Raw genomic sequence first — 21,690 nt, 5'->3', positions numbered from 1 at the left:
TGAAACGTGGCGCCCGCTTCTGCGTCGCCTGGGTCTGAGAGAGGCACCATGACCAGATTCCGCTCACTTTATCATCAGGGTTTTGCCCGGATTGCAGCCTGCACGCTTCCCGTTTCGCTGGCTGAACCGCACGCCAATGCGGAAAGGGTTCTTGAGGTCCTGAAAGAATGCGACCGCCAGCGTGTTGCTACGGTTGTTTTTCCGGAACTGGGACTGACCGGCTACACGCTTGATGATTTGCGGTTCCAGGATGTGGTGCTGGATGGTGCCCGAACTGCCCTTGAATGGCTCGCCAGGCAGACGGCTGACCTGATGAGTGTTGCTGTGGTCGGGCTGCCGCTTTGTCGGGGGGAACTGCTCTATAATTGTGCAGCAGTCATTCATCGCGGGCGTATTCTGGGTGTCGTTCCCAAATCCTATCTTCCACGATACCGGGAGTTTTATGAGCCCAGACAGTTTACGTCTGGCTTGGGAACGTCCGGACTGGTGCGGATTGGTAGCGCTGAGGTTCCGTTTGGCGCGGACCTTCTGTTTGAAGCGCATGATCTGCCGGGTCTGACGCTGGGCGTCGAGATCTGTGAGGATTTGTGGGTGGCCAACCCTCCGAGCGGAATGCTGGCTCAGGCGGGGGCGAGTGTTGTTCTCAATCCTTCTGCGTCGCCAGTTACAATTGGCCGTACAGATGACCGTTCTCTGCTGTGCCAGGCTCAATCTATGCGGACTTTGACAGCGTATGCTTATGCAGCGGCTGGGGAAGGGGAATCCACCACTGATCTGGCATGGGATGGTCAGGTTTCTATTCACGAGAATGGCCGCCTTCTCGCGCAGTCAGATCGCTTTCCTCAGGGAGAGCGGCTGGTGGTGGCGGATGTGGATCTTGATCTTCTCCGGCAGGAGCGTTTGCGGACGGGTCAGTTTGGTGTCGGGCGTGACCGTTTCAGAACCATTGAGTTCGCGTTGTCTGCCCCACTGGAAGACTTGGGGTTAAAGCGCGACGTTGCAAGATTCCCGTTTGTTCCTTCTGATCCGAAAACACTGGCCCGGGATTGCTACGAAGCCTGGACCATTCAGGTGAGCGCGCTGCGTCAGCGGTTGCAGGCGAGTGGTGCGCAGCGTGCTGTCATTGGGGTTTCCGGCGGCCTTGATAGTACGCTGGCGCTGCTGGTCGCTGTCAGAGCTGCTGATGAGCTTGGCTGGCCCCGGACGCATGTCCTTGCCTACACGATGCCCGGATTTGCCACTGGGAGTGAAAGCCGTGGGCTTGCTCATGCGCTCATGTCAGCGCTGGGTGTAGAAACCAATGAACTCGATATTCGGCCTGCGGCCGAGACGATGCTGGCGGGCATTGGTCATCCTTATGCAGAGGGCAAGCCGGTTCATGACATTACCTTCGAGAATGTGCAGGCAGGACTGAGAACGGACTTTCTCTTCCGTCTGGCCAATCATCGAAACGGCATTGTCATCGGGACGGGTGACCTTTCCGAGTTGGCGCTGGGGTGGTGCACCTATGGCGTCGGGGATCAGATGTCTCACTACAATGTGAACGCTGGAATGCCGAAGACGTTGATTCAGCATGTCATTCGCTGGTTGGTCCGGGAAGGGGGGCTGGAAGGTGGTGCACCAGACGTTCTGGAAAAGATCGTCAATGCTGAAATCTCTCCTGAGCTCGTTCCGGATGTAGGGCAGGGAATTCAGAGTACGGAGCAGATGATTGGCCCGTATGCCTTGCAGGATTTCACGCTTTTCTATGTGCTCAGGTATGGATTTCGCCCGTCACGTATCGCCTTTTTGGCTGAAAAGGCATGGGGACGTGTTACAACCGGTTCGTGGCCGAGGCATTTCCCTGAAGACCGGCGAAAATCCTATGATCTGGAAGAAATTTGTCACTGGTTAAGGATTTTTATCCACAGGTTTTTTGCCACCAGTCAGTTCAAGCGCTCTGCCATGCCAAATGGGCCAAAAATCGTTGCTGGCGGCTCTCTTTCTCCGCGCGGAGACTGGAGGGCACCGTCCGATGGTAACGCACGAGCATGGCTGGAAGAGCTTAAACAGAACACGGCTATGTGAACTTTCAAACTTTTGAGGGGTTGGGGGTTCCGTACCATGGCTTTCATGCCAATATGCAGGGTACCATTTTATTCAACGGAGATTTTCCGTCATGGCTTACGCTACGACCAATCCATATACGGGTGAAACGCTTAAAACCTTCCCGGAAGCAACTGACCAGGAAGTTCAGCAGGCGATCACGGACGCGTATGAGGCATTTAAGAGCTGGCGCGACGTTTCCTTTGCAGACCGCGCCAAGGTTATGGCTGCGGCAGGCGCAATCCTTCGCCGTGACATCGATAAATATGCGAAGCTTCTCACCCTTGAGATGGGCAAGCTTTATGAAGAAGCAAAGCTGGAGACCATTCTCTCCGCTGAGATCTTTGAATATTACGCCAAGAACGCAGAAGAGCTTCTGAAGCCGGAAAAGCTTCCGGTTGCTGATCCGAAGGAAGGCGAAGCCATCCTGATCCATCAGCCGCAAGGTATTGTCTTTGCGATTGAGCCTTGGAATTTCCCGTACTACCAGATCGCTCGTATCATCGCGCCGCAGCTCTCTGCCGGTAATACGGTTCTGCTGAAGCATGCATCCAATGTGCCGCAGTGTGCTGCTATCTTCGATGATCTGATGATCGAGGCCGGCCTGCCAAAGGGCGCATTCCACAATCTTTATGCTGCCCGTCATCATACGGCCGTGATCCTGAATGATCCGCGCGTCTGTGGTGTGGCGCTGACCGGCTCTGAAGGTGCGGGCGCCATTGTGGCCAGCACGGCTGGTCAGGCGCTCAAGAAGGCAACGATGGAACTCGGCGGTGCCGATGCATTTGTCGTGCTTGAAGATGCCGATGTTGAAAAGGCTGCCAAGTGGGCTGCTTTCGGGCGTCACTGGAATGCCGGCCAGGTCTGCGTGTCTTCCAAGCGCCTGATCGTTGTAGACGCCATCTACGACAAGTTCCTTGAGATCTATAAGGCTGAGGTTCTCAAGTTCAAGGCTGGTGACCCGATGGATCCGGCTACGACGCTTGCGCCGCTGTCTTCACAGAAGGCTGCTGATGATCTGAAGGCTCAGGTTGAAGAAGCCAAGAAGCATGGCGCTGTTGTTGAAGTGATCGGCGCCCCGGTTCCAGAGAAGGGCGCATTCTTCCAGCCGCTTCTGATGACAAACCTGCATGGTGACAACGAAGCCCGTCACTGGGAGTTCTTTGGTCCCGTCACGCAGCTTTATCGTGTGAAGGACGAGGCTGAGGCAATTCGTGTTGCCAATGACTCGCCGTTTGGTCTGGGCGGTTCCGTCTTTACCAAGGATACGGCGCGTGGCGTGAAGGTTGCCGAGAAGATCCACACGGGCATGGTCTATGTGAACCATCCGACGATGGTGAAGGCTGATCTGCCGTTCGGTGGTGTGGCTCGTTCCGGTTATGGCCGTGAGCTGATTGGTCTGGGCATCAAGGAGTTTGTGAATCACAAGCTGATTGATGTCGTGGATATCGACGCACCGTTCTGATTATGAGTTGGCTGGATCTTGCGATCCGGCCTTTTCATGAAAAACCCCGGACAGGAAACTGTCCGGGGTTTTTTTCGTCTGAGAGGTGTATCTCGGAGAGGTTAGACTCTCTGATGGGCCTTCTCTGCTGTCAGATTAATCCAGGGGTGTCTGTCCTGCACATATGCGACGACGCGCGCTTTATGGGCAGCACGCTCTGTCGATGCGTTGGTCATGGAACTGCTGTGCTGCCTGTAATCCGCCAGAACGGCTGGAACCTGTCGTCCTGGTAGTCCGAGTTCAGCAAAAGTGCACCAGAGATCATAGTCTTCCCAGCCCATTGCTTCACGTGAAACATAGTAGCCGCCGGCTGCTGCCCACGCCCATTTGGCGACCATGGCCATGGCATCAATGCGATTGCCTGAAACCAGTGTCAGGGGATTAGAGGGTAGATCCCCCAGTAGAACGGGTGCGCCGGGCGGTGTCGTTAGATCAGGGGTCTTCTTCGTAACGATTGGCCCGTTTTCGTCGAAGCACTGGATCAGCGGATAGGCGTAGGCGATGCCAAATGTCATGGCAGCCAGCAGGGTTTCGCAGGCATCCGGACGCAGGATGTTATCCGCGTCCAGTTGCAGGGTGTGGGGGGTTTCTGCTGCGTCCATGCCGATGTTTCGTGCGCCACCCAGCCCCGCATTGCGAATAGACCGCCTGAAGATCAGGCGGTTGAAACGACTGGTGTGCCGTTCCATCCAGATCCTGATGAGGTCAAGAGACTCATCCGTTGATCCATCGTCCACCACGATAAGGTCCAGAATGGGAAGTGTCTGGGCTGCAACGGAGTCCAGAGCATCCAGAACATGATTGGCGTAATTGTAGGATGTCACAATGACGGTGACCTCCGCTTCCCCCAGAATATCATGGTGGAAGAGGGTCTCACTTTCCGGAATGACCGGGAGCGCCGGGGACTTCAGGCGGCTCCGGGCGAGAAGTGTCTCTGCGGCTTGAGCTGCTTCCACATCACCATTGAGAGAAGAGAGTGCGAGTGACATGCGCCGGGCCTGAGCTTCCGGGCTGAAGGGCCAGAGAACGTCATGGTAGGCGTTGCGAGCCAGCGTACGGCGTAGATCGGGGTTGTCGACCAGTTTCAGAAGGGCGCGGGTCCAGTCTTCGGGCGTTTCAGCGAGCAGGCCGGTTTCGTTATCTCTTACAATGCGCCGGAAGGGGCCTGTTGGGGAAACAATCGAGGCATTTCCTGCCAAGGACGCTTCAAGGAATTTGATTTCGCTTTTGGCTTCGCAGAAGACGTTTCCAACTTCCAGGGGAGCAATGGAAATATCAAATCTGGCGAACTCTTCTCCAAGTTCGGACAGCGGGACCATATCTCGCCATTCGATCTGGTTTTCCACGCCTTTAAGTGCGGGAAACTCTTCCATCAGGAGAACGGGTCGATGATTGTCCTTCTCTCTGAATAGAACCAGCCGTGCATTGGGGTGGGTCTTCAGCACATGTGTCAAAGCGGGATAGGCAATTGCAAAGTCACGCTGGTGCGTCCGCGAGCCTGTAGCATATCCAATGCGGATCAGTCCGTCTTCGGACGTCGCACGGCCAGGCTCTCCGCGAAGACGACAGCCGAGACGCGATCGACGCAGTGTTTCATGATCATAGACATTAGGAAGAAGGTGAACGACGGGTCGTAGCTCATGCATCGCAAGAGCCAGTTCGCGTGTCGTCGTCGATCCCTGATCACAGCGGACAAGAGTTCGGCGCATGTCTGCAAAGCAACGCTCGATACGCTCTTCTGTCGCCCCGACAGAGCGAATGCCGTCGATGAAATCGACGCGGGCGTAATGTGGAACGAAGACAATATCATCAGCATCAAAAATGGTTTTGACGCCCTCCTGCTGGGCAAGATCAAGGATAGTGCTGACATGACCGCTGTATTCTACGCGCCAGAAGATCAGAACGTCGGCCCAGTGGATATCCTCGTAGCCTACTGCGGCGCACGGCTGGATGCGCGCTTCATATCCGGCATTTTGGGCAGCTTCAGCGTTCCGGGTGCATCGATAAGCCACACCTGGAGTGTTGGGTTCTCCTGCGATGAAAAGAACGCGCTGTATGCCATCAGGTGAAGACCCGTGAGTGTCGGGGCTGTCGGTGGTCTCACTCGGGGCGGAAGCGGCACTACTGGATGAAAAATCTTCCTTGTCCGACTGAGGCTGTAACTCTGGAAGCGTCGGAATGTAGGGAATGAACGGCTTTCGAAATGACCGTAGGACCCGGCGCCACAGAGGGGCAGGTTGCGAGAGAAAAGCTTCCAGAGACTCCAGACCAGCACGATTTTCCGTGTAGTGATGTTCAAGCTCTGCCCGCTTCTGGCTCTCTTCCATCATTTTTGTGCGGAACACGTCACGTTCCTGACGGATGGGGTCAAGAATGTGCGTTAGGGATGTGATCTTCTCGTTCCGACTGCGAAGATCTCTCGAAAGGGATCGGCTTTCAATCCGAAGAGTATGGACCGCGCGCTCGGCTTGCTCGGCGGATTTTCTATATCGCTGAAGCTCTGTGTTAGCCCGACGCATGGTCAGGTCATGGGCTAGGAGTTGACGAACCCTGTGACGGAAGTTGCGAGAAGTGTCTGACTGACCCTTAAGGAGTTCTATAAGGGGGTGATTACCTGCTGGGCAGAGCGAAATATAATCCGAAAGGCGTATTTCTTCTGAATGCGGCCGAGAATTCCTTCCGACTACAACAACTGGAATGCTGGAGACTGTATTCTGTTTTTCATGTGCCTGCCGACAGAGGATTAGCCCTGCGTCAGTGTTCTGGAAGACGCTAGTGAATCTTGTTTCCGGAAGATTGCCTTCAAGCTCCAGGTGGGTCCTGAGCTGGGAGCCAAGCTTATCGTCAAGAGTTGGGGAAAGCAGGATCGTGGCTGCTTGCTGAGATTTATCCTGCAAGCCGTTCACCAGCCACGTAATTGTTCTGACGGCGTGGTCACCCCAATCTTCCTGCTGGCAGAAGATTGCCTCGGTTGTTGGCCTCTGGGTAAGCAAAATGGCTAAGTCAGCCAGATACTGATCCTGCAGAGCGTGGGAGAGGGAGGTTGGGAATATGTTTGTCACAGGTGCAATTTACAGATTCGTATAGGATTATGGTGTGAAAAGCATCTTAAGGCATTGTAGAGACACAATCCCTCCTTCTGTTTGTTTTTTGTGAAGTATTTTAATTTTTTATTGATTGCCTGCTGTAAAGTTTAACCTGTCATTGCAACTCTTCGTAAAATGCTCCCTTCTGTGATGGGGCATTCCTGCCCCTGCCTGTCTGTGTCTTTTTAAGCACAGTTGGGTATTGCACTGTGAGTGGACCTTTATATTGCTCCGATGTTGGGGTGGTTCTTGTGTAGGTGCGTCAGATCCTTATTGCTTTTGGTGATGAGGCTTTGATATATGCAAGACTCGTCACTCGATCATTTGGGTGGTCTGAGGGCCGCCAGTGCGAGGCAACCTTTTTTAGGAGTGCATGGTAATGGCAATCACTACCGTGGTTGGCGCCTCCGGCCAGATCCTTGCGGTCACGGTCGACGGTGCGCAGGCCCACGCTCTGGCCAGTCAATATTCGTCTGCTATCGCTGGTGTCAGCGGTCTGACGAGCTATGATCTGGTACCAGGCGGAAACAGCAGCCCAAGCAACGCAAGCGTTTCCCAAGGCGTTATCACCCAAGGCGGCAGCTACAGCATCACCGGTGATGTAGCTTATGTTGCTGCGGGTTCATACGCACCGACCGATACGCTTAATGGCGCTGTTTCAATTGATCTTTCAAATGATACCGCTTCCAACATCAAGCTGCTGACAGGCAGCTGGGTCGGCGTTTCGGTTCAGGCTGGAAACCAGAACGGCGTGTTCATCGGTGGCGTTGGCAACAACACCTTCGCGGGCACGGGCAAGACTGGTAACTGGAACATCGCTACCGGTTCCGGTAACGACACGATTTCTGGCACCGATGGCAACAACACCATCGATGGCGGAACAGGCAACAACCTGATCACCCTGGGTTCAGGTACGAACGTTGTTCGTTCCGAGGGTCAGGACACGATCGATGGTTCCGCTGGCACCGACACTGTTACCCTGCTGGGTGGCAGCTCGGTCGTAACTCTTGGCGCCAACGCCACGGTTTATGACACGACGTACGCAAACACCGTATCGGTTGGTAGCAACGGCTTCATCACGGGTGGTAGCTCCAGCACGTACTTCGCGACTGGAACGACTGCTACGGTCGCTGGTGGTCTGAACGATACCATTTCTGCTGCAGGTGACTTCCAGCAGATCCGTGGTACGGGCAACAGCATCAGTGTCGATGGTTCCCTGTCCTTCCTGAACGGTACGGGCAACACCACCATCACGGCTGGCAATGCTACCATGTTCGGTGCATCCGGCCTGAACGCTCAGTTCGATGGTGTGTCCGGTTACAGCCTGTTCGTAGGTAACGATGGTGACGAAGCAATTTCTGCTGCGTCTTCCCATGGTGTCCTGCAGGCTTTCGCAGGTACCGGCAACACGACCGTCATTGGCGGAACCGGTGCCGATACGCTGGTTGGTGGAACGGGCAATGCTACCCTTGAGGGTGGTTCCGGCTCTGCTAACCTGTTTGCTCTGAACAAGGGTGCTGCTGGTGGCAACTACACCATCAGTGACTTTGGCAGCGCAGCTGGTAACCTGATGGCTCTGTATCAGTACGGCCTTCAGAACAACGGTGGGCTTGAGAACGTTCTGTCCAATGCAACTGTTGCCGGTGGCAACACGACCATTGCACTCTCCGACGGTTCCAAGATCACGTTCCTCGGCGTTACAGATCTGAAGGCTTCCAGCTTCAATCTGAGCTAATCTACCCTGTTTGCTGGCTTGCCAGCATTCATGAAGAAAGCTGGGTTCGAAAGAACCCAGCTTTTTTTGTTTGTGCCCACCCCTTCATAGACTTTGGCCTTTTCTCTGATGACAGTGCAGCCCGGCTCCAACGTGACCCTCCTTCCAGGTACAGCTGAAGAAGATTCGCAGAAGGTTTTGCTTGAGAGTTACCGCAGCTCAGCACGTTTGAACGGAATGAGAGCCGATGGGCTACAAATTGAAAACACGCATCTGCGGGATCAGATGGCGCTTGTTCAGAGTTCTCTGTCGTGGCGGGTCACCGCTCCACTGCGGCTGGTGAGAGGCTTGTCTCTTGGGCGGCTTCCCTCGGGCCGGCCCCTTAAAGAACTTCCTGATCGCGTTATTGAGCTTTGGAGCAAAGGCGGTCTTCGGGCAGTAGGAGGTGCACTGGCGCGCCAGGCTCTTCCTCGCTCTGGCAAGAAGAGAAACACCGTTCTTTCAAAGGCTACCCAGCAAGTTGCGTCTGAAGAAGCTGTGGCTGGCCACTCCGTTTACAGTGATGTGCTTGATGAGGCCGCAGCATCCCTTGCACCAAAAATTCTGATTATCGCAGAAGTCTCCTTGCGGCAGTGCGCGAAGTATCGTGTGTGGCAAAAGCGGGATCTGCTGGAACGCCTTGGATGGTCTGTTCAGGTTGTGGACTGGCGGGACATTGGTGTTGCGATGTCCGGGTTACAGCTTTGTACGCGTGTGATTTTCTACAGGGTTCCTGGCTTCGAGACTGTCATGAAGCTGGTCGCCGAGGCCCACCGCCTGCGTCTTGAGCCGTGGTGGGAAGTGGATGATCTTATTTTTGATGCTGAAGAGTATCTTCAGAATGGGAACATCAGCAGTTTGCCGCAGGCAGAGCAGGATCTGCTCATGTCGGGTGTTACCTTATTCCGGCGCTGCATGCTGGCCTGTGGCCGAGGTATCGCTTCGACACAGGCATTGGCGCAGGCCATGTTGGATGCAGGCCTGACTGATGTTTCAGTGCTGGAAAATGCTCTTGATCATGAGACGCTTGAGATCGCGGCGTCGCTTCCGACCCATGAAGGTACGGACGTGGAGCGTGTGTGGGTTTCGTATGGATCAGGAACCAATACGCATGATGAAGATTTTCGGCAGGCTCAGGCCGGACTGATTGCTGCGATGGAAGATGAGCCGCGGTTATGTCTGCGTGTCATTGGTCAGCTTAAACTTTCGGATGACTTTCACAGGTTCGGAGACCGTGTGGAGCGCCTGACAGAACTCTCTTATCGCGACTATCTCGCGGCACTCTCCCGAACGGATATTGCGATTGCGCCTCTTGAGCCCACGCTTTTCAATGACTGCAAGAGCAATATCAAATTTCTGGAGGCGGCAGTCGTTGGGGTTACGGCCATCTGTTCTCCTCGGAATGCTTTTCTTTCAGTCATGCGACATGGCGAAAATGGGCTGCTGGCCGTTACCGATGATGACTGGAAGCGGAGTTTTCTGACCTTGGCACGAGATGTGCCATTGCGTCAGCGTCTTGCGATTCAGGCCCGTCAGGATGTGATGGAGCGATACGCGCCTGAAGCAATGGCTGTCACGCAGGGGCAGGCTGTTTTTGGTACGCCCGTGATACCGGAGCGGAAAGCTCTGCGAGTCCTAATGGCGAATGTCTATTACGCTCCCCGCTCATTCGGGGGCGCGACGATCGTCGCAGAGGAACTGGCAACCCGGCTCACGCAGCGCGGTGTTGAAGTCGGAATCATGACATCCCGTCCACGTCTGGACGAGAATTTGTCGGGAAGTATTCGCTACGTCATCAACGGCACGGACGTGTTGTCTGCGGTTATCCCGGAGGGAACGGACCTTATTGGTGCCCTGGACAACCCGCAGATGGCTGAGGTGTTTGCCGGTTGGCTCGATGCTTACCAGCCTGATGTGGTGCATGTGCATGCCGCTCAGGGGCTTGGTACTGCCATGCTGCGGGTTTGTCAGGAACGGGGAGTTCCTTATGTTCTGACACTGCATGATGCGTGGTGGCTATGCGACAGGCAGTTCATGGTTCGGGAGGATGGGCGTTACTGCTTCCAGACCCGTATTGACCAGCAGGTTTGCCAGATGTGCCAACCTCATGCCCGACATTTGCGAGATCGTGTGACGATCATGCATCAGGCTCTGGCTGAAGCGGCTTTATTGATAAGCCCGTCTGAGGCACATCGTCAGCTTTATCTTGCCAATGGTGTTGAGCCTGAGCGGATTGTTGTGAACCGGAATGGCTTTCGGTGGCCTGAACGATCTCGTCGTCAGCGAACGCCTGGTTCTCGCATCCGTTTTGGATTCGTCGGTGGGACAGAGGCCGTAAAGGGATATCCACAACTCAAAAAATGTATGGAGTCTCTGGAGCGATCTGACTGGGAACTGGTTCTGGTCGATAACAAGATTAATCTTGGTTTCAGGTCCATTCATGCTGAAGACTGGTCAGTGAAAGGGGAGTTGAAAATTGTTCCTGCCTTCACACAGGCCGGACTCGATGATTTCTATGACCAGATTGATGTCTTGCTGTTTCCGTCCCAGTGGAAAGAGAGTTACGGCCTGACAGTTCGTGAAGCTTTGGCGCGTGACGTTTGGGTTGTTGCGACTGCTCCCGGCGGACAATCAGAGGACGTTGTGGACGGGGTGAATGGAACGCATCTCCCTCTTGATGGACGTCCTGAGACACTGGCTGCGGCCGTCGAATCCTTGCTGGGTCAGGCCGAAAAATTCGATGGATACGTCAATCCATTCAAGAGCAGTCTGGCCACGTACGAAGCGCAAACAGAAGAGCTTCTTGGCTTTCTGGAGCGCGTGGCGAAGCGTAAAGTCAATTTAGTGGCCCATTAAAAGCGCTGGTAAAGCACGTAGTCTGTCTTCACTGGCCAAGGCCTGAACCAGTCGCGCTCGGAAACCGGCCTTTTTGTGCTGAACGCGCGGCGGGTTGTTGGCCAGGTAGAGTGCGATCCAGTCGGGGTCGAAAAAGGTTTTGTCAGGAATTTCGCTTCGCCAGAGATGGACTGACGCTACTCCACTTGGGTTGTCGCGGAGAAGCTCTGTCTTGATGAATGGTGCTTGCCCTGAGTGAAGCACGGTGCGCCAGTCTGTATGCATTGGGTTCAACGAAAGAAGGCGTGCCAGCCCCCGTTTGCTGCTCCAGGAGGCTGTCATCTCCAGTTCGGCTGCCTGTATCGCCAAGCCAAGGCCTAACTCACCATGCAAGACAATTTCCGGCTTGCTCATGCTGTTGAATGGCTGCTCAAACACGCGCCTTATGGCGGGATGATCGAGGGTTTCCCGTGTCATGACGAGAAACCATGACTGGAGATGGGCTGTAATAGCCTCTGACCGCACCATGCCCCAGACAGGGGAATGATGGGCTCGCATGTTGTCCACAATGGGCTGCAAGGGCGTCATAGGCCCAAAAATGCTGTCATTCGCAAAGAGAATTTCAGTCGCTTCTGCATCGCAGTTCCTGGTGAGCAGGTCCTGCCAGGCACCAAAATCAAGACCGGAGTTTTCTCTGGGATAAAGGGTCGCTGCGATTGGTGTGGGGCCAGAAGTAAAACTGTTCTGAAGGACTGTTAATCCTTCCGCATCGTTTGGGTCCAGGCCGGAGACGGCGACATGCAGTTCAAACCCGCATCCCGAAATCTGATCGAGGAGATGGCGGGTGTGTGGGGCCAGTGTTGGTGCAGGCGCGTGATAGGCGAAAAGGCAGATGGAACGCGACATGAAATTCCTGACGATGGAACGCTTGGGCTGCTGAAGCGATTATATCATCGTTGCCTAATGGTATTGTAAGAAATACTTAGGAATGCTGTAAAAGATGATGAATGTTCAGGTGTTGGAGCTGCATCCTGAGACAGGGACGCACAAGAGGAGAAAAATGCATCTATGAGTAAGGCATTTCTCGCAGCTGTTCTTCAGGACTCCATAGACTGTACAGGCGTGGCTGCACAGCGAGCAGCTAACGATCTTGTAGATGCTATTATTGATGAACTGAGACGTGAAGGAGGGTTTACTATCTCTTCCTTTGGTACGTTTACCGTGTGCGAAACAAAAGCGCGCCAAGCGATCAACCCGCGGACAGGAGAACCGGTGGAAGTTCCCCCGGGACGGACAGTCCGGTTCAAGGCAAGCCCTGGACTGAAGCAGAATTTATAAAGATTTGGCTGGGGCGGGAGGATTCGAACCTCCGCATGGCGGAATCAAAATCCGCTGCCTTACCGCTTGGCTACGCCCCAGTAGGTCGCGTTTACGAACGCGATGGATCGGCTTTTAATCCGAACCAATGCGTCTCGTAAAGCCCAATATCAGAATTCAAGTTCCAGTTCGTGATCTGGCAGCCCTGTAGTGCGCATGGCTTCGTCCATTTTGCGGCGGGCTGAGGCCTTCAGAATACCGAGACGTTCAGCTTTGTTGAGCGCCTGATCCAGGGCTGCCATGGTGCTTCCAAGGTCTTGGCTTTCGTCTTTTTCCCAAGCCCGGAGCGCGTGTCCCCAAACGGCGGTCAGGGCATTAATGCGCCAGAGGCCGCCGAGACCGGAACAGTCCATGCCTGCTGCATCAGCGAGCCAGCGCATGGAGTCCACAGTTGCTCCGGCTAAAAGCGCGGCCAGGGCGGGGTCATAGGGAACGGCGTGAAGGACAGCCCTGACGCCTGTGCGATATTCTTCGAAAATATCGAATCGGCGCATCATCAGGTCGAAAAGATATTCGCGAAGTGTGCCGCCATTTCCTTCGTCACGAAGTGCGCTTTCATCGGCCAGACGCCCCAGACGCAGCAGCAACAGTGCTTTGACTGGATAGCGGGAACGCACAGCATCAACAGGCAGGCCTGCCTCGCGCGCTGCATCAACTAGAGAAAACCGGTGCCAGCCGTCTGAACCGGCGAGGCTCAGGGCAGACTGGAGGAGAGCAATATCGAAGGCTTCCCTGTCCAGTTCCGGTGTGCTGTCTGATGCCAGCTCATCGGTATCAAATGGGTCCTGCCGCTCTTCCATGCCGGTCTCCTGTAGAAAACTTGTTTCTTAATGGTGGGAGCGTTTGCCAGTGTCAGCAAGTTCCCACCAGAGAGAAACGATCAACCGGCGAGTTCGTCGGCCCGTTTTGTGGCCGCGTCAATGGCTTTTGAAATATTTGACGGCCATGCGTCTGGTGCCATGAGAACATTCAGGGCAGCAGCGGTTGTTCCGTTTGGGCTGGTGACAGCTTTGCGCAGGTCGGCAGCATCGTCGGGCATGTCATCCAACATCCGCCCGGCGCCGTAAATTGTTCCCCGTGCCAGACGGCGTGCTGTCGTTTGGGATAGGCCGTGTGCCTCTCCAGCTTTTTCGAGCAGTTCAGCAAGAAGAAACACATAAGCAGGGCCCGAGCCGGAGACGGCTGTTACTGCCAAAAGATCTTCCTCACTATCGACCCGGACAACATCGCCAACGGCGAATAGCAGTTCGTGGCAGAGGCTTGTCTGTTCTTCTGTCGCCTGAGGAGACGCATAAAAACCGCTGATACCTGCGCCGATTGCTGAAGGGGTGTTCGGCATGGCGCGAAGAATGGGGAGAGTGGCGCCGCTTTTAGATGTCGCATCTGACAGGGCGGCACAGGTTCGGCCGGCCATGACAGAAAGCAGAGCAGCCTTCTTCATGCGAGAGCCCAAGGACTCTCCTAGGGCGCTGATCGCGTCTTCCGCTGTCGCAGGTTTTACGGCCAGAACGATAATATCCGGCGTAAAGGTCGATGGAATGTCAGACGCGGCTCGAACGACTGAAAAGGTATCGTCCGAACTGGATCTGTGTCGATCAACGACAATGATATGGGGAGGTGTGGGAGAGGCGAGCCACCCGTCGAGAAGCGCGCCTCCCAGTTTTCCACAACCAACCAGCAGAATTGAAGGTGTTGATGGCAAGGTCATGCGTCTCCGACACAATCAAGCATGGCAGCGTCCAGTGCATCCTGAGGAGATTTTCCTCCCCAGAGAGTGAACTGGAAGGCGGGGTAAAAGCGCTCACATTCTGACATTGCGATATCGATCAGGTCTTCCATGCTTTCACCTGGAGGGGTTGAGACACCACGCATCAGGAGCGTATGGCGAAAGGATGGAACACCGGTTTCCGGATCAATAATAAAATGACCAACCCACAGCTTGTTGTTGGCGAGGGAGACCAGTTCATGCACGTCTGATCGACGTGCTGTGGGGGACCGTAGATCCAGCGTGCAGTTCAGATGCAGGGCTGAAAGCTCGTCTGACCAGGTGAAATAGAGAGAGTAGTCACACCATTGACCTGGGGCCTGAGCCGCCATTTCGGACTGGCCAAGGCGCTCGAATTCCCATTCGTAGAGGCCCATGACCTGTTCCATGAGGTCAAGCGGATGGGATTCTGTTTCTGTGGTGAGTGAGGTGCTCAGGGCAGGCATGTCGGATCTCCCAAGGCCGTGGAGGCCGGAACCGGTCATGCACCGGTACGGCGCTCCAGATGTCTGCGGCCAGGAGGGGAATGACCTCTCCTGACGTTGATCACGTTATGTGGCCTTGGTGATGTGTGCAAGTATCACGAACAGCTTCAATCAGTTCGTACGAAGATGTGTTGCATCCGGATCGCAACGAAAGCGATCGTTTCAGCCCTGAGGGCCACCCTTTTCTTCAGTTGCGAGGTCTTCGAGTGCTGTGAGGCGCGATTCGATGGCAGCAAGGCGTGCTTCTGCCTCGTCCTGTGCCATGCGCGCACGCGTCGCCATTTCCTGAACGGCATCGAACTCATCACGACGAACCAGTTCCAGCGAATTCAGGACTTCGTCAACGCGGGTGCGGATGATGGAGTGAAGTTCTTCGCGTGCGCCGGTAACAGCCGAAAAAGCATTGCCGGCAAGACCTGCGAGGTCATCAAAGAAGCGGGGTCTGTCAGACATGGGAGAAACTCCTGCAGAGAGGCGGCGTGTCGTGTGTGGCGCGTCGCTTGGATCGTTTTCGGGGGCAGACTATACAGGAAGGATGATTATCGTCACCGGCGGAGCCGGATTCATTGGATCGTGCCTTCATGCCGCCCTGCGTCAGCGCGGGCTGCGGACGGTTGTTGTGGACCGGCTTCGTGAGGGCGTAAAATGGCGCAACCTCGCGTCTCATGCGCCGGATCAGATCATCACGCCTGAGGCGCTCCCGAGTTTCCTCGAGACAGCGCCAAAGATCGAAGCGGTCTTTCATATGGGCGCGATCAGCGCAACGACTGCACGAGACGGAGACCTTGTCTGGTCAACTAACGTGGCGTTGTCGCAGTTTCTCTGGCGCTGGTGCGCGAAGAACGATGTCCGGATGATTTACGCTTCGTCTGCGGCGACATATGGCGCTGCGGACCAGTCTGAGATGTTCCGTGACGGGCTGGACGCGATTGATCATCTCAAACCGTTGAACCTTTACGGATGGTCAAAGCAGGTTTTTGATCTGTGGGTAAAGCGTGAGCTGGAAGCTGAGCATCCGGCCCCGCCGCAGTGGGCTGGACTGAAATTTTTCAATGTTTATGGCCCGAATGAGTATCACAAAGGGTCCATGATCTCCGTCGTGAAGGTCAAGTATGATGATCTTCAGCGTGGGGCTGCGGCACGACTGTTCAAATCTGACGTTCCAGGAATGGCCGATGGCCAGCAGAAGCGTGATTTCATCTGGGTCGGGGATGTTGTGAACGTCATGCTATGGCTTTTCGACCATCCGGATGTCAGTGGTCTTTTCAACTGCGGAACCGGTGTGGCGCGGAGCTATCTGGATCTGGCGCATGCAGTCTGTGACGCTGCGCATCGGGCGCGGGATGTAGAATTCGTCGAGATGCCTGAGAAGCTTCGTGGGCAGTATCAGTCCTTCACCTGTGCGGATATGAGCCGTTTGCGTCAGGCAGGATATGATGCGCCGTTTACGTCTCTTGAAGACGGAATACGGCAGTATGTGCGTGATTATCTTTCCCGAGCGGAGTCAAACCTTTGAGCCAGCCCTTGATGTTCCCTGGGTTTGACCCCGTTGCGTTTCATGTCGGCCCGCTGCCGGTGCGCTGGTATGCCTTGGCATATATGGTCTCGTTCATCATCGCGCTGCCAATTGCGAGACGATTGAACAGGCTGGCACCGGAAGTAGCGACCAGTGAACAGGTCGATGACTTCCTGTTTTACGCTATTTTGGGTGTTCTTTTGGGTGGTCGTCTTGGGTACGTGTTGTTCTACCGACCTCTGGATTATCTCGCGCACCCCGTGGACATCATCAAGACATGGGACGGCGGGATGTCGTTTCACGGTGGGGCCTTGGGCGTCATTCTGGCTCTGGCGTTCTTCTCTTGGAAGAACCGTCTGAGCTTTCTGGCTTTTGCGGATCGGATCGTGCCGGTGGTTCCGATTGGGTTGGCGTTAGGTCGTTGCGCCAACTTTGTGAACGGGGAACTGTGGGGGCGTCCAGCATCGCCTGATCTGCCTTGGGCCATGGTATTCCCCACAGGTGGGCCCGTGGCACGGCATCCTTCCGAGCTTTATGAGGCGTTGACGGAAGGTGTTCTCCTGTTATGCGTCATGCTGTTTGCGGCAACCCGTCCAAGATTGCGGGCACATTTCGGATTTCTGTCAGGGTTGTTCCTCTTTGGATATGCCTGCGCGCGGAGCTTCTGTGAGTTTTTTCGGGAGCCGGATGCGAATATCGGCTTTCTGGCCGGTGGGGTCACGATGGGGCAGATCCTGTGTATTCCGATGGCGCTCGCCGGGCTGGGTCTGATGACGTATGCCCTTCGTCGCCCGGCGCAGGAGAGCGCACATGTCTGAGGCTGTTTTCAGAAGTGATGGTCTTGGCGTGCCACATGGCTTTTTTACGCGCCTCGGCGGCGTGTCCCCGAAACCTTATGACAGCCTGAACTGCTCTCTGTCGTCTCCTGATGATCTGGCGAATGTGAGCGAAAATCGTGCGCGTGTTGCGCGGCAGATCGGGGTTGAGCCAGAAAAGCTTCTGGGTCTGAAGCAGACGCATAGTGACATTACGGTTCCAGTGACCAGAGAGACGGTTCTCTGGGCTATGGGGCGTGGGCAGGATGGCGATGCGCTGGTGACGGATCGCCCTGACGTCGGTGTTGGGGTGATTACGGCAGACTGCGGGCCTGTTCTTCTGGCTTCCGAGGATGGACGGATTGTGGGAGCCGCGCATGCTGGATGGCGTGGAGCGGTAGGCGGCGTTCTCGAATCTGCTGTGACGCAAATGAAAGCTCTGGGCGCCACGAATATCCGGGCAGTAGTCGGCCCTTGCATTGGGCCTGAGAGTTATGAGGTTGGTCCGGATATGCGGGATGCCGTTCTGGCTCAGGACGGGAACGCAGGCGTGTTTTTCCGCGTGGCGGAACGGGCAGGGCATTTCATGTTCGATTTGCCAGAATACTGCTCGACGCGTTTGAAAGCTGCTGGTGTTCAGCAGGTTGAAGTACTGGGTGTGGATACATTGACGGACCAGAGGTTCTTCAGCCATCGCCGACGGACACTCGCAGGCGGTGGCCATATTGGTCACCAGATCTCAGCAATCCGGACTCGCGTTTCATCATAGTATTGCAGAGTGCCGCAGCGCTTGTGCGGATCGCTGGGACTGTTATCGTTCCGGTATGAAAATGCTTCGTCCTGCTCAGATTCTCTGTTCCATGCTGGTGGCCGCCTGTGCCGGGGGCGTAGCCTACGCCGAACCGTCTCATCTTCTCGTTCGTAACGCCCTGATCTTTTCAATGGCCGATGGGCAGAAAGCGCCTTTTAAAGGGTATTTTTCTGTCCGTTCAGATGGCGTGATCGATCATATTGGCCCCGGTGCTCCTCCCAAGGATCTTCAAGCGGATCAGGACATGGATCTGCACGGGCATTGGGTCATGCCAGGGTTCATTTCCGCTCATAGTCATCTCTGGCAGGCTGCCTATCGTGGCCTTGCGGCGGATCAGACTTTGATGGGATGGATTACGGCTTTGTATTCCGGGAAGGCGAGTGTGGCGCGACCTGAGGATATTTATTGGTTCACTCTCGATGGCGCGCTGGATCATCTCGCTCATGGCGTCACGGCTGCCTATAATTTCAATTATGGCGGGGCGAGCCCGAAGATGGTCGTGCAAACGGATCGTTTGCAGTTTCAGGCTGAAACTGCTTCCGGCATTCGATTTGTACATGGTCTTGAGCCATTGCCGGGTAAAGCCGATGTGTCACTGGCAAAGGCTCGCCAGCATGTTGGGGATTTTCTGGCGTGGTCTGCCGGGCAGCATGTGGGGTCTACATTCCTGTCCGTGATGATCAATGGTGGGACGGGATTTCACGACACCGGAGACGTTGCGAAGATCGAAGGCACGTTGATGCGGGAGTATCATCTGTCCAACCAGAGTCATTATCTGGAGCCACCTGAGAACGTTTCAGCTCAGCAGGCCCGGTTCCACTGGTTTGAGGATGAAGGCATTCTCGGGCCGCATCTGATTTTCGGGCATTTCATCCATACGACGCCTGAGATCATTGCCCGATCCGTAAAGGCTGGGGCGTCCATGGTCTGGAATCCGCTTTCAAATGGTCGTCTGGCGTCAGGGACGGCGGATATTCCGGCCTATCTGAAAGCTGGTTTGCGGGTTGGTATGGGAGAGGATGGGGAAGCCAGTGCGGATCTGGCAGACCCGTTTGAGAACATGCGGACCGGGCTTTATGCCATCCGGGACAAGTATCAGAGTGCTGCGATCATGAGTCCCTATGATGTGGTGCGACTGCATACGCGCGGGAGTGCGGATGTTCTGGAAGTCGGGGATCGGCTTGGAAGCCTGGAAGCTGGGAAATTTGCGGATTTTCTTGTGATTGATCCGACCAATCTTGGGTATGTGTTTGATCCGTATGCCACGTTGGTTTTTGCTGCGGCTCAGGAAAATCTGGAGCAGGTGTATGTGGGGGGCGTGCTGATGGTTGAGCATGGCAAGCCGTTGAAGCAGGATTTTGCACATGTTCGGCAGGAGGCTGATCGGCGGGTTGCCGCCTCTGTTCAGCATTAAAAAAAGCCGGGGTGTGATCCCCGGCTTTTTTTGTGTCAGACGCTGTGGGTTTTGGCTTCACGGTCCCAGAAGCGTAGCTTCCGGCAGGTTGCGATGAAGGGTTTAAAATCGCCATCGTTTTTGATGGCGATTATACCATCGTCCATCTCGTCGGGCGTGATGCCGCCTTTTGCTAGAAGCGGGGCAGCGTCCGGGCCGTAGGCGATGAATTTGGCGTGGGCGAAGGCATCTGCCACGAAGTCACGGGCTGTTGCTTCCCTGCTCAGAAGCTTTGTCCCTTCCGCAGAAGAGAGCAGCACGACGGCGTCGTAGAGTACGGATGGCGCACCAACGATTTTCTGGCCTGCCGGGACGGTTTTGCCGTCTGTCAGTGTTACGCCGCCGACAACAGGGGCGACCAGTTCAATCAGTGTGCCTTCCGCCTTTGCGGCTTTCTGGAGAGCATCCAGCAAGGCCGCATCCGTACCGTCTGTAATCACGACGCCCAGTTTACGGCCTGCGAAAGAGTCAGGGCCGTTCTTGAGGATGCTGAGCGCTGTTGAGGCGGCCAGATCCGTGATGGGTGTACGGGCGGCTGGAGCTGGGGCGGGGAGCTCTTTCAGGCCCAGACCTTCGGCCACGCCCTTGGCCAGCGTTTCATCCACATTCAGAAGATGGGCGACGACGCGGGACCGGATGTTTGGAGTTTCAACCTTGCTAAGCTCGAAGACAAACGCGTTCTTGATGTGCGTTTGTTCGGGCTTTGTCTGGCTGATGTAGAACTGGCGTGCCTGGCTGTAGTGATCGGCGAAGAGTTCACCGCGTTCGCGGGTCGTGCGACCGTTGTCATCGGGGAAGTGCCTGTAGCCGGTCTTGGGGTTTTCACGCGGACCTGCACCCCAGAAGTTGGGTTCGTAGTTTACGCGACCCTTCGGGTTGTGCATGGCGGCGTGGCCGTCCTGCTGGAAGTTGTGGAACGGGCATTTGGGCGCGTTAATGGGGATATGCGTGAAGTTCGGGCCACCAAGACGCTTTGTCTGCGTATCCAGATACGAGAAGTTCCGGCCTTGCAGGAGTGGATCGTTGGTGAAGCCGATACCGGGGACGACGTTCTGGGTACAGAAGGCGACCTGTTCGGTTTCGGCGAAGAAGTTGTCCACCATACGGTCCAGCACGAGGCGACCGATCCGTCGAACGGGGATGAGTTCTTCCGGGATGAGTTTGGTCGCATCCAGAATATCAAAGTCGAATTGGTCGGCGAAAGCGTCGTCAAAGAGCTGTACGCCCAGTTCCCATTCCGGATAGTCCCCGGATTCGATGGCCTGCCAGAGGTCACGGCGGTGGAAGTCAGGGTCGGCGCCATTGATCTTGACGGCCTCGTTCCAGACAACTGACTGAAGGCCCTGCTTCGGCTTCCAGTGGAACTTCACGTAGGTGGATTTTCCTTCGGCGTTTATGAGTCGGAAGGTGTGCACGCCGAAGCCTTCCATGAAGCGGAAGGAGCGGGGGATGGCCCGGTCTGACATGATCCAGAGGAGCATGTGGACGGTTTCGGGCGAAAGGGATGCGAAATCCCAGAAGTTGTCATGGGCGGACTGCGCCTGCGGGAAGCCGCGATCGGGCTCTTCCTTTACGGCGTGTACCATGTCCGGGAACTTGATGGCGTCCTGGATAAAGAACACGGGCATGTTGTTGCCCACGAGATCCCAGTTGCCCTCCTCGGTGTAGAGCTTCACGGCGAAACCGCGGACGTCGCGGGCGAGATCGAATGATCCTTTGCCACCTGCGACGGTTGAGAAGCGGACGAATGCCGGGACGCGGGTGCCGGTTTTTCCGAGGACGCTTGCGGTTGTGTAGTCAGACAATGAGTCTGTGAGTTCGAAGAAGCCATGCGCGCCGTAGCCACGGGCATGAACAACGCGTTCTGGAATGCGTTCGTGATCGAAGTGGAAGATTTTTTCCCGGAAATGGAAGTCTTCCAGAAGAGTGCCGCCGCGTGGGCCAGCCTTCAGGGAGTTCTGGTCATCGGCGACGGGAACGCCCTGCTGGGTTGTCAGGGTCGGTGTGTCGCCATCTGCGGTCTGATGTGTTGCGCCCTGAGGGCCGCGCTCGAAGGTCTGGTCACCGATGGTCACGGTGGTGCGTTTGTCTGCCGTGTCGCTCATGGTCCGGTCCGATCTGCTGTCGTCGCGACTGTCCGGACTGAATAATGCCGGGCACGTCGTTTCGAATTCGGTAAGTCGATTTCCGGTTTGGGAAATCCTT

At 55.6% G+C, this 21,690-nt stretch carries 16 protein-coding genes and 1 tRNA gene; 9 read left to right on the top strand and 8 right to left on the bottom strand.

Annotated elements, in window-relative coordinates; genetic code table 11:
• Positions 1-48 precede the first annotated feature (48 nt).
• Positions 49-2,067 carry an NAD(+) synthase gene (locus GCE01_RS04100; protein ID WP_099211197.1) on the top strand — a complete coding sequence of 673 codons (2,019 nt, stop codon included), beginning with the start codon at positions 49-51 and terminating at the stop codon, positions 2,065-2,067.
• 91 nt (positions 2,068-2,158) lie between these two features.
• Positions 2,159-3,550 carry an NAD-dependent succinate-semialdehyde dehydrogenase gene (locus tag GCE01_RS04095; RefSeq protein WP_046900348.1) on the top strand — a complete coding sequence of 464 codons (1,392 nt, stop codon included), beginning with the start codon at positions 2,159-2,161 and terminating at the stop codon, positions 3,548-3,550.
• A 101-nt stretch (positions 3,551-3,651) separates the two neighbouring features.
• On the opposite strand, the gene GCE01_RS04090 is transcribed toward GCE01_RS04095, so the two are convergent.
• Entirely contained in the window at positions 3,652-6,108 is a 2,457-nt protein-coding gene (locus GCE01_RS04090) for a glycosyltransferase (RefSeq protein WP_244591080.1), read from the bottom strand.
• A gap of 946 nt (positions 6,109-7,054) precedes the next feature.
• On the opposite strand from GCE01_RS04090, the gene GCE01_RS04085 reads away from it, so the two are divergent.
• Entirely contained in the window at positions 7,055-8,410 is a 1,356-nt protein-coding gene (locus GCE01_RS04085; RefSeq protein ID WP_099211195.1) for a beta strand repeat-containing protein, read from the top strand.
• Between the two features lie 108 nt (positions 8,411-8,518).
• Positions 8,519-11,284, top strand: coding sequence for a glycosyltransferase (locus GCE01_RS04080; RefSeq protein ID WP_099211193.1), 2,766 nt, complete (start codon positions 8,519-8,521; stop codon positions 11,282-11,284).
• Here the strand turns inward: GCE01_RS04080 and GCE01_RS04075 are convergent.
• A complete protein-coding gene (locus tag GCE01_RS04075; protein WP_099211191.1) occupies positions 11,270-12,169 on the bottom strand; it encodes a rhamnan synthesis F family protein in 900 nt (299 codons plus the stop codon). The genes GCE01_RS04080 and GCE01_RS04075 overlap by 15 nt on opposite strands.
• A 162-nt stretch (positions 12,170-12,331) precedes the next feature.
• Here GCE01_RS04075 and GCE01_RS04070 point away from each other — a divergent pair, with 162 nt between their 5' ends.
• Positions 12,332-12,601 carry an HU family DNA-binding protein gene (locus GCE01_RS04070; protein WP_046900345.1) on the top strand — a complete coding sequence of 90 codons (270 nt, stop codon included), beginning with the start codon at positions 12,332-12,334 and terminating at the stop codon, positions 12,599-12,601.
• Between the two features lie 5 nt (positions 12,602-12,606).
• Here the strand turns inward: GCE01_RS04070 and GCE01_RS04065 are convergent.
• The 5 genes from GCE01_RS04065 to GCE01_RS04045 form a co-directional block, all read right to left on the bottom strand.
• Positions 12,607-12,681, bottom strand: a tRNA-Gln gene (locus GCE01_RS04065).
• A 69-nt stretch (positions 12,682-12,750) separates the two neighbouring features.
• Entirely contained in the window at positions 12,751-13,440 is a 690-nt protein-coding gene (locus GCE01_RS04060) for a hypothetical protein (RefSeq protein ID WP_046900333.1), read from the bottom strand.
• A gap of 80 nt (positions 13,441-13,520) precedes the next feature.
• Entirely contained in the window at positions 13,521-14,348 is an 828-nt protein-coding gene (proC, locus tag GCE01_RS04055; protein WP_167386114.1) for a pyrroline-5-carboxylate reductase, read from the bottom strand.
• Positions 14,345-14,851 (bottom strand): type III secretion system chaperone family protein, encoded by a 507-nt coding sequence (locus GCE01_RS04050; protein WP_086634776.1) that lies wholly within the window; start codon positions 14,849-14,851, stop codon positions 14,345-14,347. Before GCE01_RS04050 ends, proC begins: the two co-directional genes overlap by 4 nt.
• Positions 14,852-15,052: 201 nt before the next feature.
• Positions 15,053-15,343, bottom strand: a complete 291-nt coding sequence (locus tag GCE01_RS04045) for an accessory factor UbiK family protein (RefSeq protein ID WP_099211189.1) — start codon at positions 15,341-15,343, stop codon at positions 15,053-15,055.
• Positions 15,344-15,425: 82 nt separating this feature from the next.
• Here GCE01_RS04045 and rfaD point away from each other — a divergent pair, with 82 nt between their 5' ends.
• The 4 genes from rfaD to GCE01_RS04025 are packed head-to-tail and all read left to right on the top strand — an operon-like array spanning position 15,426 to position 19,446.
• The gene (rfaD, locus tag GCE01_RS04040; protein ID WP_099211187.1) at positions 15,426-16,406 is read left to right on the top strand and encodes an ADP-glyceromanno-heptose 6-epimerase; all 981 of its coding nucleotides are present in this window, start codon (positions 15,426-15,428) and stop codon (positions 16,404-16,406) included.
• Between the two features lie 11 nt (positions 16,407-16,417).
• Positions 16,418-17,224, top strand: a complete 807-nt coding sequence (gene lgt / locus GCE01_RS04035; protein ID WP_099211185.1) for a prolipoprotein diacylglyceryl transferase — start codon at positions 16,418-16,420, stop codon at positions 17,222-17,224.
• Positions 17,217-17,990: a peptidoglycan editing factor PgeF gene (gene pgeF, locus GCE01_RS04030; protein ID WP_099211183.1), complete on the top strand. Its 774-nt coding sequence runs from the start codon at positions 17,217-17,219 to the stop codon at positions 17,988-17,990. The genes lgt and pgeF overlap by 8 nt, the downstream gene beginning before the upstream one ends.
• Positions 17,991-18,045: 55 nt before the next feature.
• The gene (locus GCE01_RS04025) at positions 18,046-19,446 is read left to right on the top strand and encodes an amidohydrolase family protein (protein WP_099211181.1); all 1,401 of its coding nucleotides are present in this window, start codon (positions 18,046-18,048) and stop codon (positions 19,444-19,446) included.
• 35 nt (positions 19,447-19,481) lie between these two features.
• Here the strand turns inward: GCE01_RS04025 and GCE01_RS04020 are convergent, their stop codons facing one another.
• Positions 19,482-21,590 (bottom strand): catalase, encoded by a 2,109-nt coding sequence (locus tag GCE01_RS04020; RefSeq protein ID WP_099211179.1) that lies wholly within the window; start codon positions 21,588-21,590, stop codon positions 19,482-19,484.
• Positions 21,591-21,690: the final 100 nt, after the last annotated feature.

Origin of the sequence: Gluconobacter cerinus (genome assembly GCF_002723935.1) — a bacterium.
Lineage (GTDB): Bacteria > Pseudomonadota > Alphaproteobacteria > Acetobacterales > Acetobacteraceae > Gluconobacter > Gluconobacter cerinus.
The sequence above is the reverse complement of the archived record's forward strand: the minus strand, read 5'-3'. Positions and strand labels throughout refer to the sequence as shown.

Excerpts from the sequence above, each read along its gene's own strand:
- GCE01_RS04100 (WP_099211197.1), top strand. The coding sequence starts at position 49 with ATGACCAGATTCCGCTCACTTTATCATCAGGGTTTTGCCCGGATTGCA.
- GCE01_RS04095 (WP_046900348.1), top strand. The coding sequence starts at position 2,159 with ATGGCTTACGCTACGACCAATCCATATACGGGTGAAACGCTTAAAACC.
- GCE01_RS04090 (WP_244591080.1), bottom strand. The coding sequence starts at position 6,108 with ATGCGTCGGGCTAACACAGAGCTTCAGCGATATAGAAAATCCGCCGAG.
- GCE01_RS04085 (WP_099211195.1), top strand. The coding sequence starts at position 7,055 with ATGGCAATCACTACCGTGGTTGGCGCCTCCGGCCAGATCCTTGCGGTC.
- GCE01_RS04080 (WP_099211193.1), top strand. The coding sequence starts at position 8,519 with ATGACAGTGCAGCCCGGCTCCAACGTGACCCTCCTTCCAGGTACAGCT.
- GCE01_RS04075 (WP_099211191.1), bottom strand. The coding sequence starts at position 12,169 with ATGTCGCGTTCCATCTGCCTTTTCGCCTATCACGCGCCTGCACCAACA.
- GCE01_RS04070 (WP_046900345.1), top strand. The coding sequence starts at position 12,332 with ATGAGTAAGGCATTTCTCGCAGCTGTTCTTCAGGACTCCATAGACTGT.
- GCE01_RS04060 (WP_046900333.1), bottom strand. The coding sequence starts at position 13,440 with ATGGAAGAGCGGCAGGACCCATTTGATACCGATGAGCTGGCATCAGAC.
- proC (WP_167386114.1), bottom strand. The coding sequence starts at position 14,348 with ATGACCTTGCCATCAACACCTTCAATTCTGCTGGTTGGTTGTGGAAAA.
- GCE01_RS04050 (WP_086634776.1), bottom strand. The coding sequence starts at position 14,851 with ATGCCTGCCCTGAGCACCTCACTCACCACAGAAACAGAATCCCATCCG.
- GCE01_RS04045 (WP_099211189.1), bottom strand. The coding sequence starts at position 15,343 with ATGTCTGACAGACCCCGCTTCTTTGATGACCTCGCAGGTCTTGCCGGC.
- rfaD (WP_099211187.1), top strand. The coding sequence starts at position 15,426 with ATGATTATCGTCACCGGCGGAGCCGGATTCATTGGATCGTGCCTTCAT.
- lgt (WP_099211185.1), top strand. The coding sequence starts at position 16,418 with ATGTTCCCTGGGTTTGACCCCGTTGCGTTTCATGTCGGCCCGCTGCCG.
- pgeF (WP_099211183.1), top strand. The coding sequence starts at position 17,217 with ATGTCTGAGGCTGTTTTCAGAAGTGATGGTCTTGGCGTGCCACATGGC.
- GCE01_RS04025 (WP_099211181.1), top strand. The coding sequence starts at position 18,046 with ATGAAAATGCTTCGTCCTGCTCAGATTCTCTGTTCCATGCTGGTGGCC.
- GCE01_RS04020 (WP_099211179.1), bottom strand. The coding sequence starts at position 21,590 with ATGAGCGACACGGCAGACAAACGCACCACCGTGACCATCGGTGACCAG.